This window comes from Micromonospora sp. NPDC049060 (genome assembly GCF_040649055.1).
GTDB lineage: Bacteria > Actinomycetota > Actinomycetes > Mycobacteriales > Micromonosporaceae > Micromonospora > Micromonospora reichwaldensis.
Window position 1 is genome coordinate 128,910 of the sequence record NZ_JBEZEV010000006.1, and the last position, 16,850, is coordinate 145,759.

At 72.0% G+C, this 16,850-nt stretch carries 13 protein-coding genes and 1 pseudogene; 10 read left to right on the top strand and 4 right to left on the bottom strand.

Features of this window, described 5'->3' with window-relative positions:
• Positions 1-563 precede the first annotated feature (563 nt).
• The gene (dnaA, locus tag AB0B83_RS05170) at positions 564-2,396 is read right to left on the bottom strand and encodes a chromosomal replication initiator protein DnaA (RefSeq protein WP_357577063.1); all 1,833 of its coding nucleotides are present in this window, start codon (positions 2,394-2,396) and stop codon (positions 564-566) included.
• Positions 2,397-3,029: 633 nt separating this feature from the next.
• Here dnaA and rpmH point away from each other — a divergent pair.
• The 9 genes and pseudogenes from rpmH to AB0B83_RS05215 form a co-directional block, all read left to right on the top strand.
• Positions 3,030-3,167 carry a 50S ribosomal protein L34 gene (gene rpmH, locus AB0B83_RS05175; protein WP_089002791.1) on the top strand — a complete coding sequence of 46 codons (138 nt, stop codon included), beginning with the start codon at positions 3,030-3,032 and terminating at the stop codon, positions 3,165-3,167.
• Positions 3,168-3,203: 36 nt separating this feature from the next.
• A complete protein-coding gene (gene rnpA, locus AB0B83_RS05180; protein ID WP_357577064.1) occupies positions 3,204-3,620 on the top strand; it encodes a ribonuclease P protein component in 417 nt (138 codons plus the stop codon).
• Positions 3,621-3,664: 44 nt separating this feature from the next.
• A complete protein-coding gene (gene yidD, locus AB0B83_RS05185) occupies positions 3,665-3,904 on the top strand; it encodes a membrane protein insertion efficiency factor YidD (protein ID WP_207914193.1) in 240 nt (79 codons plus the stop codon).
• A 3-nt stretch (positions 3,905-3,907) separates the two neighbouring features.
• Positions 3,908-4,894 carry a membrane protein insertase YidC gene (gene yidC, locus AB0B83_RS05190; RefSeq protein ID WP_132235461.1) on the top strand — a complete coding sequence of 329 codons (987 nt, stop codon included), beginning with the start codon at positions 3,908-3,910 and terminating at the stop codon, positions 4,892-4,894.
• A gap of 214 nt (positions 4,895-5,108) precedes the next feature.
• A complete protein-coding gene (locus tag AB0B83_RS05195; protein WP_151452753.1) occupies positions 5,109-5,699 on the top strand; it encodes a R3H domain-containing nucleic acid-binding protein in 591 nt (196 codons plus the stop codon).
• 280 nt (positions 5,700-5,979) lie between these two features.
• Positions 5,980-6,699 carry a 16S rRNA (guanine(527)-N(7))-methyltransferase RsmG gene (rsmG, locus tag AB0B83_RS05200; protein ID WP_357577065.1) on the top strand — a complete coding sequence of 240 codons (720 nt, stop codon included), beginning with the start codon at positions 5,980-5,982 and terminating at the stop codon, positions 6,697-6,699.
• A 277-nt stretch (positions 6,700-6,976) separates the two neighbouring features.
• Positions 6,977-8,281 carry an AAA family ATPase gene (locus tag AB0B83_RS05205; protein WP_357577066.1) on the top strand — a complete coding sequence of 435 codons (1,305 nt, stop codon included), beginning with the start codon at positions 6,977-6,979 and terminating at the stop codon, positions 8,279-8,281.
• A gap of 27 nt (positions 8,282-8,308) precedes the next feature.
• Positions 8,309-9,370, top strand: coding sequence for a ParB/RepB/Spo0J family partition protein (locus tag AB0B83_RS05210; RefSeq protein ID WP_357577067.1), 1,062 nt, complete (start codon positions 8,309-8,311; stop codon positions 9,368-9,370).
• A 1,853-nt stretch (positions 9,371-11,223) separates the two neighbouring features.
• Positions 11,224-11,895 (top strand): annotated as a pseudogene (locus AB0B83_RS05215) (hypothetical protein); the annotation flags it as partial.
• A 250-nt stretch (positions 11,896-12,145) separates the two neighbouring features.
• On the opposite strand, the gene AB0B83_RS05220 reads toward AB0B83_RS05215, so the two are convergent.
• A complete protein-coding gene (locus AB0B83_RS05220; RefSeq protein ID WP_357577068.1) occupies positions 12,146-13,144 on the bottom strand; it encodes a D-alanine--D-alanine ligase in 999 nt (332 codons plus the stop codon).
• 7 nt (positions 13,145-13,151) lie between these two features.
• The gene (locus tag AB0B83_RS05225) at positions 13,152-14,465 is read right to left on the bottom strand and encodes a PLP-dependent aminotransferase family protein (protein ID WP_311409963.1); all 1,314 of its coding nucleotides are present in this window, start codon (positions 14,463-14,465) and stop codon (positions 13,152-13,154) included.
• A 294-nt stretch (positions 14,466-14,759) separates the two neighbouring features.
• Between AB0B83_RS05225 and AB0B83_RS05230 the strand changes: the two genes are divergently transcribed.
• A complete protein-coding gene (locus AB0B83_RS05230; RefSeq protein ID WP_132235474.1) occupies positions 14,760-15,425 on the top strand; it encodes a GNAT family N-acetyltransferase in 666 nt (221 codons plus the stop codon).
• A gap of 58 nt (positions 15,426-15,483) precedes the next feature.
• Here AB0B83_RS05230 and AB0B83_RS05235 read toward each other — a convergent pair whose 3' ends face one another.
• Complete coding sequence (locus tag AB0B83_RS05235; protein WP_357577069.1) at positions 15,484-16,647, bottom strand: N-acetylmuramoyl-L-alanine amidase; 1,164 nt, start codon at positions 16,645-16,647, stop codon at positions 15,484-15,486.
• Between the last annotated feature and the right edge of the window lie 203 nt (positions 16,648-16,850).

A 16,850-nucleotide genomic window follows, 5' to 3' on the forward strand; every position in this document is an offset into this window, starting at 1 on the left:
GTTTTTGTTCTCTTAGAAGAGATAACTCGTCATCTTCATCGCACCTGTGCAAACTGTGGAGAACCCGCGTTTACGCAGCTCAGACACGTTATCCACCGGTGGTTTACCTGTGGAGAACCCGGGGTAAAACTCGCCTCCCGGTCCACAGGCGGCCAGCGCCCCCAGGTTGTCCACCGTCGTCCACCGGTTATCCACCGGTTATCCACCGACTTTCTCCCCAGACCTGTGGACAGGCGGAAGCCGCGGCGACGGCGTCATCCCCAGAACCTTCAACAGGTTTCCCACAGGCCGACCGTCGTCGGTGGACAACCACCCGGTTGTCCCCAGGCGTCCACAGGTCGTCCCCAGGGTTTGTCCACAACCTGTGGGTAACCGGAGCGTGGACGGACCGTAGTTTCCCACAGGCTGTGGACAACGAGATGTGGACAACGATCGGGGCGGTGGACGGTCACGGCTCAGATGCTGTGGCCTAGACCATGTCGAGGGGTCAAGCCGGGACCGGCTGTGGAGGACGAAAAAGCGCCCGACCGATGGTCCGGTCGGGCGCGTTCGTCGGCCGTCGCTCAGGTGTTCTGCTTGATCCGGTTGGTCAGCTCGGCGATCTGGTTGTAGAGCGAACGGCGCTCGGCCATCTGCTGACGGATCTTGCGGTCGGCGTGCATGACAGTGGTGTGGTCCCGGCCGCCGAATGCCTGCCCGATGCGGGGCAGCGACAGGTCGGTCAGCTCCCGGCACAGGTACATGGCCACCTGGCGGGCGTTCACCAGCACCCGGGAGCGGGAGTGGCCGCGCAGGTCCTCCAGGCTCACCCCGAAGTAGTCGGCGGTGGAGACCATGATCTGGTCGGCGGTGATCTCCGGCCCGGCGCCGTCCGGGATGAAGTCCCGCAGCACCTCCTCGGCCAGCGCCAGCTCGACCGTCGAGCGGGTCAGGCTGGCGAACGCCGTCACCCGGATCAGCGCGCCCTCCAGCTCCCGGATCGAGTTCGACACCCGCGAGGCGATGAACTCCAGCACGTCCGGTGGGGCGTAGAGGCGCTCCTGCGCCGCCTTCTTCTGCAGGATCGCGATCCGGGTCTCCAGGTCCGGCGGCTGGATGTCGGCGAGCAGCCCCCACTCGAAGCGGGTACGCAGCCGGTCCTCCAGGGTCGCGAGTTGCTTCGGCGACCGGTCCGAGGTGATCACGATCTGCTTGTTGGCGTTGTGCAGGGTGTTGAACGTGTGGAAGAACTCCTCCTGCGTACGCTCGCGGTTCTCCAGGAACTGGATGTCGTCGATCAGCAGGATGTCGACGTCGCGGTAGCGCCGCTGGAACGCACTGGTCTTGTCGTCCCGGAGCGAGTTGATGAAGTCGTTGGTGAACTCCTCGGTCGAGACGTACCGCACCGAGCGCGCGTTGCCCAGCGTCGTGGCGTAGTGCCCGATGGCGTGCAGCAGGTGCGTCTTGCCCAGCCCCGAGCTGCCGTAGATGAACAGCGGGTTGTACGCCTTCGCCGGCGACTCGGCGACCGCGACGCTCGCCGCGTGGGCGAAGCGGTTGGACGAGCCGATGACGAACGTCTCGAACATGTACTTCGGGTTGAGCCGGTTGCCCCCGCCGTCGACGCCGGGCATGCGGCGGTCGTCACGGCCACCGGGCCGGTGATCCGCGCCACCCCGCCCGGGTCCGTTGTCCGTGCCGGTGTCGCGGGGCAGGGCCCGGATCACGTGCTGGTCCCGGGGGGAGACGGCGTCCTCGCGGTAGCGCGGCTCGTACCCCCGGGTGTCGGCGGCCGGCGGGTCCAGCCGGGCGGTCTGCTCGTCGTAGCCCCGGCGCTCGGACGGGTGCCGCGGCGGCCCCGACCGGTCGGGGCGCGGCGGCTCGGCGAAGGCGGTGCTGAACAGGGCCTCCTGCCCGTCCCGGTCGTCCGGCCGGTGCCCGTCGTCGCCCGGCGACGACGCGTCGGGCCGGCGCCGGGGGTGCGCCTGCTCGGGGATGAGTGGCGACTGCCCGGCGTCGTGGTCCCCGCCGTCGCGCTGCCCGGGCAACCCGTCGTAGCCGGCGTCGGCGTAGCCGGGCGGCCCGCCGTCGTGGTCGGCCGGCCCCGGCTCGGGAACACTGCGGTAGACGGTCCCCGCCGGGCGGCCGGAACCGTCCTCGGTCACGCGTACGGTCACCGCGACCTGGATCGGTCGGCCCAGTCGGCGAGTGAGCGCCTCCGTGATCGCCGGGCGCAGGCGGGACTCGATCACGTCTCGGGTGAAGGCGTCCGGGACGGAGAGCAGCGCCGTGTCCTCGACGATGGCCCGCAGCCGGGTCAGCCGCAGGTACGCCCGCTGCTGCGCGGAGATGATCTCGTCGGCGAGCTCGTCGGTCGTTGCTGTCCACACCGCGGCAAGGTCGGTCGTACCGGTCACCGTCGTGCCACCCCCTCGCCTCTGCTCCGCCGACGCCGCTGTCTTCTCCGGTCGGCCGTCCCGGGCCCGTCGCGTACGCGCGGGCGGAACGACACCCACCGGACGACCGACCGGTCCTCGTCCACAAGTTATCCACAGCCTGTGTACGCACCGATTGTGGCCGCCCGCCGGACGCGGGTCGGACCTGCCCCCTGCCTGAACGGGCGCTGAAGCGGGTTCACCGTGCCGAACGATTCACTACCTTGTCCGGTCTTGCCCGCCGGCGACGACCGGACCTTTCGACGCTGACCGCAATCGGGCACGGTAACAGCGTTGTCGGCGCGCCATCAACCGCCGACGCGCGGCGACCCTCGCCGACATCAGCGAAAACCGCCGCTCCGTCCGCCGGGAGGGCCCGGTGTCCGCCCTGCTGAGGGTGTTTGACGGTCGTTGCCGCCCTGCGTAGGCTGGAACGGCTGCTCTCTCGCCCTCTGCTAGGGTGTTAGGTGCTTGCTGTCCGCGGTCGCTTCCCCGCATCGCCGAGGTCCCGCGCCACCGGGCAGCACCGATCGGGGGCCACCGCCGAGGTGGCCTGGACCACCACACGATCCCGGCGACCCCTCGCCCGGGGCGTACGAAAACGGAGAGCCTGACGTGAGCAAGCGCACCTACCAGCCGAACAACCGCCGGCGCGCGAAGACCCACGGCTTCCGGCTGCGCATGCGCACCCGTGCCGGCCGCGCCATCCTGTCGACCCGTCGCTCCAAGGGCCGCGCCCGCCTGTCGGCCTGAGGCCGACCGGGGCAGGTCCGGGGGACGTGGGCAGTCGTGCTGGCGGCCGCACAGCGACTGCGGCGCAGCACTGACTTCGCCGCAGCGGTCCGCGGTGGTCGACGTGCCGGCCGTGGCGCGGTCGTCGTCCACCTGAGCCTGCCGACAACCCCCGACGCCGCGACAGCAACCTCGCCGGAGCCGGCGCGGAGCAGCGGTGCGGAGCAACCCTCCGCACCTGCCCGCGCCGGCTTCGTCGTGTCCAAGGCCGTCGGGAACGCCGTGGTCCGCAACCGGGTCCGGCGTCGCCTGCGGCACCTGGTCCGCGAGCGGCTGGCGGATCTGCCCGTGGGAAGCACCCTGGTCGTACGCGCGCAGCCCGCCGCGGCCGACGCCTCGTACCCGCGACTCGGCGCCGACCTGGACGCGGCGATCGTCGCCGCGAAGGCGCCCCGCGGGCGGCGGTCCCGGTGACCAGCGGACCGGCCGAGCCCCGGCCGACGACGATCGGTGCCCGGGTGCTGAGCGGGCCCGTCATCGCGTACCGTCGGTGGATAAGTCCGGCTCTGCCGGCCCGCTGTCGGTTCTACCCGTCGTGCAGTGCCTACGCCCTGGAGGCGGTGGCGGTGCACGGCGCGATCCGGGGAGCTGGCCTGACGGCCCGGCGGCTGTTGCGCTGCCACCCCTTTCACCCAGGTGGACACGACCCGGTGCCGAAGCCGGGCGGCCGCCGCCGCGCCGATGTGACTGGAGCCTGAGAATTGAGTCTCGACTGGATCTACTACGCGATTTCGTGGATCCTGCTGGTCTGGCACGGGGCCTGGGACTTCGTCGGGGTGCCGGATCCGGCGGTGATCGGCACCAACTGGGCCTGGATCCTCGCCATCATCTTCCTGGTGGTCACCGTCCGGGTGATCCTGTTCCCCGTCTTCGTCAAGCAGATCAAGTCGCAGCGGGCGATGCAGGCGCTCCAGCCACAGGTGAAGGCCCTGCAGGAGAAGCACAAGGGTGACCGGGAGACGCTCCAGAAAGAGATGATGGAGCTCTACCGGAAGGAAAAGGCCAACCCGCTCATGGGCTGCCTTCCGATGTTCCTCCAGATTCCCGTCTTCCTGGGCCTCTTCCACGTGCTCCGTCGGCTCAACCCGGACAAGAGCGAGGCCGGTAAGACCCTCTACGGCTGGACGATCAGCCAGTTCGAGAGCGCCTCGTCCGCGAAGCTCTTCACCGCCCCGATCGCCGGCAAGTTCGGCTCCACCGCCGAGGAGCTGACGCGGCTCGGCGCCAACGGCACCACCGTGAAGATCATCGCCGGAATCCTCGTCCTGGTGATGATGGGCACCACCTACCTCACCAGCCGTCAGATGATCCTGAAGACCGGCTGGGCCGAGGACCCGCAGCAGCGGATGATCCAGAAGCTGATGCTCTACGGCATCCCGCTGTCGCTGCTCATCTCCGGGGCCATCTTCCCCATCGGTGTGATCATCTACTGGGTCACCAACAACCTCTTCACCCTCGCGCAGCAGCAGTGGGTGCTGCGGAAGTTCCCGCCGCCGCCCACCGCCACCAGCAAGCCGGGCGCCTCGTCCCGCAACCCGGTGCAGCCGGCGAAGACGGGCGGCCTGCTGGGCCGCACCAAGTCGGCCCCCCCGGCCCCGGCCAAGCCGGTTGCGCCGAAGGTCGCCGGCCCCAAGCCGGGCGCCAAGCCGGTCAACCCGAAGAAGGGCCCCGCCAAGCGGCAGGGCTGAGAACGTCCGGGCCGCCGTCGGGAGACCGGCGGCGGCCCGTTCCGCACCGCGCAGCCGCCGTACGGCCGGCGCCGGGCGGAACCGCCGCGCGCGGCGCGGCCACGGGCGAAACTGCCCGTACGACAGACGTGCCCGTGGGCACCGGCGACCTCCCGCCGGCCCCGGGAAACCAGCGGACCCGACGGTCCGGCCGAGCGACTACGGAGATGAGACCGTGACCGACACCAGCACCCCCCGCGCCGACGAGTCCCTGGACGAGGAGGGGACCGAGCCGACCGCGGTGAACGGCGAGACCGAGGAGACCGACGAGGAGTCGGGCACCCGGGAGAAGAAGGCCGTCGGCGAGAGCGAGCTGTTCCGGCAGAGCGAGATCGCGGCCGACTACGTCGAGGGCCTGCTCGACATCCTCGACTACGACGGCGACATCGACGAGCTGGTCTCCGCCGGTCGTCCCGTCGTCGAGGTTGTCGGCGGCCGGCTGCAGAACCTCGTCGGCCAGCGCGGCGCCACCCTGGAGGCGCTCCAGGAGCTCGCCCGGCTGGCCGTCTTCCGGCAGACCGGCACCCCGAGCCGGCTGCTGCTCGACGTCGGCGGCTACCGGGCGACCCGCCGCAAGGAACTCGCCGCCGTCGCCAAGAACGCCGTGGAGAAGGTCAAGGAGCACGGCGAGCCCGTGCGCCTGGAGCCGATGTCCGCGTTCGAGCGCAAGTGCGTGCACGACGTGGTCAACGCGATGAGCGGCGTGGAGAGCGAGTCCGAGGGCGTCGAGCCGAACCGGCGCATCATCGTCCGGCCGGCGGACTGACCGGGTGACCCACGACGACACCACGGCCGGTGCCGTGGACGGCCCGGGTGGCACGCCGCCCGGGCCGTCGCCTGTCCGGCCCGAGCCGACCGTGACCCCGGATGCCGCGCCGTCGCCTGTCCGGCCCGAGCCGACCGTGACCCCGGATGCCGCGCCGTCGACCGACGCCTCCGAGAGCGCCCTGTCCTCGGCCGTCGCCCCTGAGGGCGTCCTGTCAGCGACCGACACCTCCGAGGACCCCCCGTCCTCGGCCGTAGCTGCGGAGGGCGCTTCTCCGGCCGTGGCGGTGCTGCCGCCGGAGTTGGCCGGTGCGGCGCGCACCCTCTTCGGCGACCGCCTCGACCTGGCCGCCGCGTACGCCGAACTGCTCGCCACCGACGGCGTGGTCCGCGGCCTGATCGGCCCGCGCGAGGCGCCCCGGATCTGGGATCGCCACCTGCTCAACTGCGCGGCGGTCGCCGAGCGCATCCCGGAGGGCGCGACGGTGCTCGACGTCGGCTCCGGGGCCGGGCTGCCCGGCCTGGTGCTGGCCATCGCGCGACCCGACCTGACGGTGACCCTGATCGAACCGCTCTCCCGGCGCACCTCCTTCCTCATCGAGGCGGTGCAGCACCTCGGGCTGGCCAAGATGGTCCGGGTGTTCCGGGGGCGCGCCGACGAGGCGGCGAGCGGGTCGACGGGCATCGGTCCGCTGAGCGGAGACGTGGTCACCGCGCGCGCCGTCGCACCGCTCGACCGGCTCTCGACGTGGTGCCTGCCGCTGGCCGTGCGCGGCGGTCGGCTGATCGCCCTCAAGGGGGCGTCCGCCGCGGAGGAGATCGCCGAGCACGCGCAGACCGTGGCCCGACTCGGTGGCGGTGAGCCCGAGGTGCACCGCTGCGGCGAGGGAGTGATCGACCCGCCGACGACGGTGGTGGAGATCGTGCGGGAGCGGATGGTCGGACCGGCCCGCCCGAAGGCCGCGAAGAGCGCGCGCGGCGGCCGCTCCCGGCGGCGTTGAGTCCCTCTCGGACACCCGCGCGGGATGTCCGCCTACCGGCTTCCCGGCCGGCGGTTGCGTCGTTGAACCGGTACGGGTGGACGGAAGGATGAGAACCCGACGTGGACCGGCCGCGCCCGTGAGCCGTAGGCTGGCTGCGCGTCGATAGTGTGGAGCGGGCGGCAACGGACGTTCACCGGTCCCGCCGCTCCCGCCGGGCCGTACGCTCCGCGGTGCGATCGCGTACGGCCAGTTGACGGGGTGCGGACCGACCATCCGAAGCGGGCAGGGATGACAGGTGCATGACGACGGAAGGTACGACGATCCACGCGTGACGGGGCCAGCGGGCGACCCCGTTTCACGTGAAACCGACTACCCGAGCTGGTCGCCCGACGGGCCGATCGTCCGGCCCCCGGACCGGGACGAGGCCGTCCGGCCGGGCGGCGCCGAGCCGGTCGTGCCGGAGCCTCCGGCGACCCGCGCCGCGCCCGACGTGCCACGGGCCGGCAATTCGGCCGGCGGTCGGGTGGTGTCCGTTCGGCGCAACCCTTCGGCCTCGGCGCGGTTCGAGTCCGCCGTGCCACAGCAGCCCACCCCGGACTCCGTGCCGGACGCGACTCCCGAACCCGTTCCCGTCACCGACCCGTTCGCACCCCCGGCCGGCTCCCCCAGAGCCGCAGTCGCCGAGGCAGCGTACGTTTCACGTGAAACCCCGACGCGCGAAGAGGATGACCCACCGTTGGCTATGGAGGCGATGCGCGCCGTGCAGATCCTTAATCCGAGTGGCGAGGTGACGATGCCTCGTCCAGAGCGGACCCGGGTCATGTGCGTCGCGAACCAGAAGGGCGGCGTGGGAAAGACCACGACCACGGTCAACCTTGCGGTGGCGCTAGCCCTGCACGGCAACCGGGTGCTGGTGGTCGACCTGGACCCGCAAGGGAACGCCTCCACCGGGCTGAACGTCCCGCACCACACCGGTGTGCCGGACGTCTACGACTGCCTCATCAACAGCGTGCCGCTGGAGGAGGTCGCCCAGGGCGTCGAGGGGATCCCCAACCTCTGGTGCGTACCGGCGACGATCGACCTCGCCGGCGCGGAGATCGAGCTGGTGTCGGTGGTGGCCCGCGAGTCCCGGCTGGCTCGGGCGATCGCCGCCTACCCCGGCCACTTCGACTACGTCTTCATCGACTGCCCGCCCTCGCTCGGCCTGCTCACGGTCAACGCGCTCGTGGCCGCGCAGGAGGTGCTCATTCCGATTCAGTGCGAGTACTACGCGCTGGAGGGGCTGAACCAGCTGATCAACAACATCAACCTGGTGCGCCAGCACCTGAACCCGAAGCTCGATGTCTCCACCATCCTGCTCACCATGTACGACCGGCGCACCCGGCTGGCCGACGCCGTCGAGCAGGACGTGCGGAACCACTTCGGCGACAAGGTGCTCCAGGCGGTCATCCCCCGCAACGTCCGCGTCTCGGAGGCACCCAGCTACGGCCAGTCGGTGATGACCTACGATCCGGGATCGCGGGGGGCGACGAGCTACTTCGAAGCCGCCCAGGAGATCGCCGAGCGTGGCGTCAAGGAGCCGGTGGGCCGGAATGCGTAGTGCGGAACAGTCGCTGGGAGGCGTGGCATGAAGAACCGTCCTCGGGGCGGTCTGGGACGAGGCCTGGGGGCGCTCATCCCGACCGGGCCGGCGCCGACCGCCGTAGTCGAGCCGACCACCGCAGAGGAGTCGCCAGCTTCCGTGGAGGCGGCTGCTGACACTGCCGCGGCTGCGCCGGCGGGACAGATGCCGACCGGCCCGGTACCGGCCGCGGCGATCCCACCGGTGGTGGCGCAGCCCGAGCCGCAGCCCGAGCTCAGCCCGGTGCCGGGTGCCCGGTTCGCCGAGATCCCGGTCGACGCCATCGTGCCGAACCCGAAGCAGCCGCGCCAGGTCTTCGACGAGGACGCCCTGGAGGAGCTGAAGACCTCCATCCAGGAGGTCGGCTTCCTCCAGCCGATCGTCGTACGACAGCTCGACGACGAAAAGTACGAGCTGGTCATGGGTGAGCGGCGCTGGCGAGCCGCGCAGGCCGTGGGGCGGGAGAACATCCCGGCGATCGTCCGGGACACCCACGACGACGCCATGCTCCGGGACGCGTTGCTGGAGAACATCCATCGGGCGAACCTGAACCCGCTGGAGGAGGCGGCCGCGTACCAGCAACTGCTGGACGAGTTCGGCGCCACCCACGAGGAACTCGCCCGGCGCATCGGGCGGAGCCGCCCGCAGATCTCGAACACCATCCGGCTGCTCAACCTGCCCGCGCAGGTCCAGACGCGCGTCGCCGCAGGCATCCTCTCCGCCGGGCACGCCCGTGCGCTGCTGAGCCTCGACGAGGCCGAGGCGCAGGAGCAGCTGGCGCGCCGGATCGTCGCCGAGGGGATCTCGGTCCGCGCGACCGAGGAGATCGTCGCGCTGGCCCTGAGCGACGGTACGAGCAAGAAGGAGACGGCCAAGCGTCGTCCGAAGCCGCACGCTCCCGCCCTGACGGATCTGGCCGACCGCCTCTCCGACCGGTTCGACACCCGCGTGAAGGTGGACATCGGTCGGAGCAAGGGCAAGATCACCATCGAGTTCGCGACGGTCGACGACTTGGAGCGGATCGTCGGCCTCATCGGCGTCGGCCAGGAGGAGGAGCCGGAGGCCTGACCTCGATCGGCAATCCTGCGGGACGACGCCGCGTTGCGCGACGGGGCTCGGCTTCACGGCCGGGCCCCGCGTCGTTGCGAATGGCACCACTGCCGGCCGCGTGATCCCGGATCACGCGGCCGTTGCATGCGCTGCGGCTGACGAGATGCCGTTGCCGCCCCGCAGCGCGTACAGGGAGTCCGGGCAGGGCGACGGCGTTTCACGTGAAACTCGGGATCGGGTCAGGACGGCTTCTTGAGTCGGCTCGACGGTTTCACGTGAAACGGGCCGGGCCTGCGATCCGCGAAGCGGTGGGCAGGCCGGGGCCGGAGCTCCCCATCCGGCCCTGCTTCCCAGTCAGGCCTCGACCGGCTGGTTGGCAACAGACGAAGGCGGAGCTCTGAGCCCGCAGGCACCTCGACCGGGTTCAGGCTGGCTGCGCCCCTCAGTGACCGCGAACCGGTAGCGGAAAAGCCGCCAAGGGAGACGCAGCCGCGTCACCGGCGGCCCTCGGTGCCTGTTGCCGACGCTCAGCGCGTGCTGAGGGCCTCGGCGCCGCCGATCGGTACCCAGCACAGGGCTGGGCCACTCGACGGGCGGCTCAGCGCCGCGAGAGGCCGGGGGGTCCGCTCGCCGTCGCTATCAAGACCGGGCGCACGGCTACCCCGCTGACACGGGAAGAACGCCCGATGCCTCGCGTCGCCGATGGCCCTGCTACTGGGTGGCCCGGCTGTCCTGGCCGTTCCAGTTCTCCTGACCGTCTGGTCCTCCTGGCCGTTCTGGTCCTCCTGGCCGCTCTGGTCCTCTTGGGGGTTCTGGTCGTTCTGATAGTTCCGGTTGTCCCCGACCATCCGCGGCAGTTTTCCGTGCGGGTGGGGGTCCCTCCAACCCACCTCTCACCGGCCACGCTCATCGGGTCGGCCAGCACCTGCGGCGGGCCGACGAAGCGGAGTACCTCCGGCCGGCCACCGGCTTGTCCTGGCCGCTCCATTGCTGGCTGATCTCGATGCCGGGCCGGCCACGGGCTGCGTACCCGCACCGCCACCGTTGTCTCAGCGGTTCAGGATTCTCGGTCTCCCGGCCTCTCCGCTCTTTCCGCCCGCCCGCCCACCCGCTCGGCGGCCGGACGCGTCCTGCGTCGAGTGTCAGCCGACGCCACCTACGAGGCCACGGCAACTGCGAGCACGCGTGGGCGGACGCTGCCGCTGTCCACCGGGTTCGGATCAACGCTCGGCGGTTGCTGCGTGGCCGATCAGCACCGGCCCGTTCCTGCATCTGTCCGCTTACCTCCTCGCTCCCAGGCTTCCTCCCGACAGGCTGCACACGCTGCACACCCGGCCGCACCCACCCGGCCGCACCGGCCCGGCCGCGAATGAGCAACCGGTCCTGGCGCTCGTTGAACGCATCGGGGCATCGCCGCTCGGTGCCTTCGCCGCAACACGCCGGCTTGTGCCTTCCGCTCACCTGCCGCCCTGCGCCGGGGTAGGTCCATGGCGGCACGGCACTGCCGGGAGTGCCGTGCGATGCCGACCACGGCGTTCAGCGGCAGCGGACGAGCGATGACGGAACCCGCCCGGCATGCCTCCGTTTCACGTGGAACCGACGACTCCACCCCGGCGAAGGATCCGCGATCGCGCCCGAAAGTTATCCACAGCAGTTATCCACAGGCCACCCCGTTTCACGTGAAACCCCGCGTGAAACGGGGTGGCAGCCTGTGGATGACGGCGTGTGTCCGGCGTCTCATCAACCCGTGGGCGCCTGTGGATACCTGTGGACAGAGCCGCTCTCGGTTCTGCCGTCATGGTCGGACTGGGGCCGTCCGGCTGGTCGTTCGGGTAGGGACAGCGGTGCCGAGACCGGTTAGTGTCAGCGTCGTGCACGACACCCCTCCCTCCGTTCCGGACTTCACCCAGTGGCCGTCCTTTCCCTTCGAGGGCGACCTTCGTGTCAAGCAACTCGATGACCCGGTCCCGGTCGAGCCGCCGCGCAAGGGCGAGGGGAACCGGGAATGCACCGCTTGCAATGCCCCCGACGACGCCTACATCTGGGTGGGTGAGCGATGGCGGGTACGCGCCATGGACCGCCCCACCGGACTCCCGATGGTGCTGATCCTGGAATCCCGCTCGCATCTCGACCTCGGCGACCTGCCGAATCTGCTCGCCGCCGAACTGGGGGTGATGACCGTACGGCTGGAGCGGGCCATCCGGTCCCTCGACGGGGTCGCCCGGGTGCATGTCAACCGCTGGGGCGACGGCTCGGCGCACCTGCACATGTGGTTCCTGGCCCGGCCCTACGGGCAGCTCCAGTTGCGGGGGACCTTCCTCTCCCTGTGGGACTCCATCCTGCCGCCCATCTCCGAGGCGCGGTGGCGGGAGAATCTCGCCATGGTTGCCGCCTGGCTGGCGGAGTTCGGGGGCCGACCGCTGGCGGAGCCACCGCGCATCCAGTGGCAGGCCCCGTCCAGCTTCACCGGGCAGCCCCCGGCGGAAGACGCTCCGACGGAGGGCGAGGCGGTGTCCGTGATCGAGTCCGCGGAGGAGACCCCGCCGGCGCAGGAGCCGGAGGGCGAGGCGTCCGCCACGGACGCCCGACGGTCGGGCAGCCAGACGTAGAACCGGGGCGGCCACCCGAGGAAGTACCTCCGGGTGGCCGCGCAGCGGACAGCCTGGCCAGCGCGGCGAGCCAGGTGGCCACCGCCAGTCCGGCCAGCGCGGCGGCGGACCGGCCGGGGCGACGGCCGGGGCCGTCACCCCAGCGCCGAACCCCGCCCGGAAGGTGGGCCGGTGGACCGGTCGGTCAGGGGTGCCGGCCTGCGGCGCGGGCCACCAGCGTGCCGACCATCCTGCCGAAATCCAGGCCGGCGGCCTGGACCGCGAGCGGCAGCAGCGAGGTCTCGGTCATCCCCGGCGAGACGTTGACCTCCAGCACGTGCGGCTGACCGGCTGAGTCCACGATCAGGTCGACGCGGCTCAGGTCGCGTAGCCCCAGCGCGGTGTGCGCGGCCAGCGCGACGTCGGCCACCACACCGGCCACCTCCGGCTCCAGCCGGGCGGGGGTGTGCCAGGTCGTCCGGCCGGCGGTGTAGCGGGCGGCGTAGTCGTACACCCCGTTGCGGGGCACGATCTCCACCGCGGGTAGGGCGCGCGGCCCGTCGCCCAGGTCGACCACCGAGACCGCCACGTCCATGCCGGGCACGTACCGCTCGACCAGCGCCGTGGGGTCGTACGCGAAGCAGCCGACCATCGCGGCCGGCAGCGAAGCGGCGTCCCGGACCACGGCGGCGCCCAGCCCCGAACCGCCCTGGGCGGGTTTCACCATGAGCGGCAGCCCCAGCCGCTCGACGATCCGGTCCAGCACCGCCACGGCGCCCAGCTCGGAGAACCGGTCGTGCGGGAGGGCGACCCAGTCGGGGGTCGGGATGCCCGCCTCGCGGAGCACCGCCTTGGCCGAGGGCTTGTCCCAGGCGAGCCGGGACGCGCGGGCGTCGCACCCCACGTACGGGACGCCGCAGAGGTCGAGCACGCCACGCAGCGACCCGTCCTCGCCGGTGGCGCCGTGCAGGGCGATCACGACGGCGTCCGGCGGGTCGGCGCTCAGGGCCGGCAGCAGCGCCACGTCGGCGTCCCGCAGCTCGGCGTCCATCCCGACCGCGCGCAGCGCGTCGAGCACCCGGCGTCCGGACCGCAGCGAGACGTCACGTTCGTAGGAGAGCCCGCCGGCGAGCACCAGCACCCGCAGGTCGGCGGTGACGGCGGAGTCGGTCACGACGGAACGGTCGGCAGCGGTGGGAACCATGCCGGAATCATGCCAAGTCGGGTCCCGGCGTGTCCGCGCCGGCCTGCCCGCGCCGCGTGCCGGGGCGGCCGACCGCGCCGAACACCCGCCGCGTGGCGATGTCCTGCTCCATCACGCCGGCCAGCCGGCGCACGCCCTCGCGGATCCGCTCCGGGGACGGGAACGAGAAGTTGAGCCGCATGTTGCCGCTGCCGGTGCCGTCGGCGTAGAAGCCGGTGCCCGGGACGTACGCCACCCGGGCGGCGATGGCCCGCGGCATCATCGCCTTGGAGTCGAGGCCGTCGGGCAGGGTCGCCCAGACGAAGAGGCCGCCGCCCGGCGTCGTCCAGGTCGTGCCGGCGGGCATCAGGTCGTCCAGCGCGGCGAGCATCGCGTCGCGCCGTTCCCGGTAGACCTCGCGGTAGACCTTGAGCTGCTCCCGCCAGGGCATGGTGCCGAGGTAGGTGGAGACGGCGGCCTGCGCGTAGCCGCTCGGGCAGAGGATCTGCGCCTCGCTGGCGATGACGAGCTTGTCGCGGACGGCGTGCGGCGCGAGGATCCAGCCGACCCGCAGGCCCGGGGCGAAGGTCTTCGAGAAGGTGCTGAGGTAGAAGACCCCGTCGCGGCGCCGCGCGCGCAGCGGCGCCGGCGCGTCCCCCTCGAAACCCAGCTGACCGTACGGGTCGTCCTCGACCACAAGCAGGCCGGCGCGCTCGCAGATGTCGAGCACCCGCTCCCGCCGCTGCTCGGTCAGCGTCACGCCTGTCGGGTTCTGGTAGGTCGGGATGGTGTAGAGGAACTTGACCCGCCGGCCGGCGCGCGCCTGTTCGGCGATGGCCGCCTCCAGCGCCTCCGGGATCAGCCCGTCGTCGTCCATCGGCACGTGCACGACCTGCGCCTGGGCGGCCTGGAACACTCCGAGCGCGCCGACGTAGGTCGGGCCCTCGGCGAGCACCACGTCCCCGGGGTCGAGGAAGAGCCGGGCCACCAGGTCGAGGGCCTGCTGCCCGCCCACGGTGACCACCACGTCGTCCGGGGAGGCGCCGCAGGCGGCGTCGATGCCGGAGAGCGCCATCACCTCGCAGATCCGCTCGCGCAGCTCCAGGGTGCCCTGGCCGATGCCGTACTGGAGGGTGGTGGCGCCGTGTTCGGCGCCGAGCCGGCCGAGCATCTCGCCGACCGCGTCGAGCGGCAGCGCCGCGATGTAGGGGGCGCCACCGGCGAGCGAGACCACCTCCGGCCGACTGGCCACCGCGAAGAGCGCGCGGATCTCCGAGGCGGTCATGCCCCGTACGCGGCGGGCGTACCGGTCGGTGTAGTCGTCGAGCGTCGTGCCGGTCATGACATCACCTCGATGGCTGCTCGGGTGGCTCCCGCCCCGGCGTACCCGGGGCACCTGCGACCATGGCGACGCGGGGCGCCGAGTGTCGATCCTAGTCGCCGTCTGCCAGGGGTGTAACCGCTAAGTGACCGGCGTCCACATCGCGGACCCCGGCCGGCGCCCCGGAAGGAGAGGCATTCGCGCGTCCCCTCCCGCAGCGTCCGTTTGCGGCGTACGATCGCTCGTCGGGGGCAGGTAGGCGGTGTCGTCGTTCCGTGCCGGTCTCACCTCCGAGCCTAATGTGGGGATACACCAATGTCGCGACGTCTGGTCAGCTTGACCCTCGACACCCTGGAGGACCTGCCCCGCCCGTGCCGGCAGTGCGTCTACTGGGAGCTTGATCCGGTCTCGGCGGACCGGGCCTGTGCCGCGGGCGACCCGGGGCTGGAGAAGGAGGCCTGGGTCTCGCAGACGCTGCTGGAGTGGGGCTCCTGCGGCAAGCTCGTCTACGTCGACGGCATGCCGGCCGGCTTCGTCCTGTACGCCCCGCCGGCCTACGTGCCCCGCTCGATGGCCTTCCCCACCTCCCCGGTCTCCGCCGACGCCGCGCTGCTGATGACGGCCAACGTGGTGCCCGCCTTCGCCGGCGGCGGGCTGGGCCGGATGCTGGTCCAGGGCGTCGCCCGGGACCTCACCAAGCGCGGCATCAAGGCGATCGAGGCCTTCGGCGACGCCAAGTTCGGCGACGCGGCCGACCCCGCCGGCGCCTGCGTCGCCCCGGCCGACTTCTTCCTCTCCGTGGGCTTCAAGACGGTCCGCCCACACCCGCGCTTCCCCCGTCTGCGGCTGGAGTTGCGTACCGCGTTGAGCTGGAAGTCCGACGTCGAGTACGCGCTGGAGAAGCTGCTCGGCTCGATGAGCCCCGAGACGCTGCTCCGCCCGGTCCGTCCGGCCCCGGCCACCCGCTCGACCGCCGGCTGATCTGACGCCGGCGCGTCCGGCCCCGGCGGCGGAGCCCGGTCGGGAGTCGGCAGGCGGCTCAGTCGACGACCGTGCCGGCGGCCACCACCGCCCGCAGCGCGCTCACGTCGATCGAGCCGGTGGGGACGTCGCGTTCGACGGGGAAGTACATGCGCTGCACGGCGGCGACGACGGCCTCCACCACCCTGTCCCGGAACCGGGGGTCGACCAGTCGGGCCCGGTCGGTGGGCGAGGTGAGGTAGCCGACCTCGACGCGTACGGCCGGCATCCGGGTCAGCCGGAGCAGGTCCCAGGCCTTCGCGTGCGTACGGCAGTCGCGCAGCCCGGTGCGGGCGACGATCTCCCGCTGCACCAGCCCGGCCAGCCGCTCCCCGGTCGCCGAGGTCACCCCGTTGTCGGTGCCGTAGTGGTAGGTCGCCACCCCCTCGGCCGCCGGGTTGACGTGCTCGTCGACGTGCAGCGAGATGAACACGTCGGCGCCGAGCGAGTTGGCCAGCTCCGCCCGGTCGACGTCCGGCAGGCAGTCCTCCTGGGCCGGCCCACGGGTGAGCTGCACCCGGACGCCGGCGGCGGCGAGCCTGCCCTCCAACCGGCTGGCCAGGTCGTACACGAGGTCCGTCTCGGTCCACCGCAGCGACCCGTCCGGCACCACCACCCCCGGGTCGGTGCCCCCGTGCCCGGGGTCGATGACGACGGTCCGGCCCACCAGCGCCGGGCCGGACTGCCGGATGGCGTCGGACTCGCGCAGCCACTGCGGCCGCCCGCCGACGACCTTGCGGCCGAGCCTGCGTAGCGCGTTCATGGTGTGCGGACCGCACGAGCCGTCGGGCGTCAGCCCGACCTCGCGCTGGAACTGGGCGACCGCCCGGGAGGTCCGTACGCCGTAGATGGCGTCCGCGCGCCCGACGTCGTACCCCATCTCCAGCAGCCGCTCCTGGAGCGAGCGGACGTCCTCACCGGTGAGCGGCTCCGGGACCGCGTGGTAGAGCGTGCGGGCGCCCAGCCGCCAGCGGGCGGCGTCCAGGGCCCGCCAGGTCTCCGCACCGACCCGGCCGTCCACGCTGAGCCCACGCGACTGCTGGAAGGCCCGCACGGCCCGTTCGGTGTGCGTGTCGAACTCGTCGGCGCCCGGTGCCGTCGAAACGAGCAGGTCGAGGCCGGTCAGCACCGTACGGATCTCGGTCACCGCGGGTCCACGGTCACCGGGTCGGATCGGACGCACGCACGACCCCCTCTGCACGGACGGTTGCTGGCCGGGCGGCCCCCGCTTGAGGCTATGCGTTCCGGGGGCTCCGGGTGCCCCACGTCGGGAAAAACGCGTCGACCCCGTGCCCGGCGGACCGGCACCCTGGCCGACTTCAACGACGAGCTGGCCCGCCGGGCCGCCGCACAGCACGTGCCGACGGTCGACGGGGTGACCCTGGC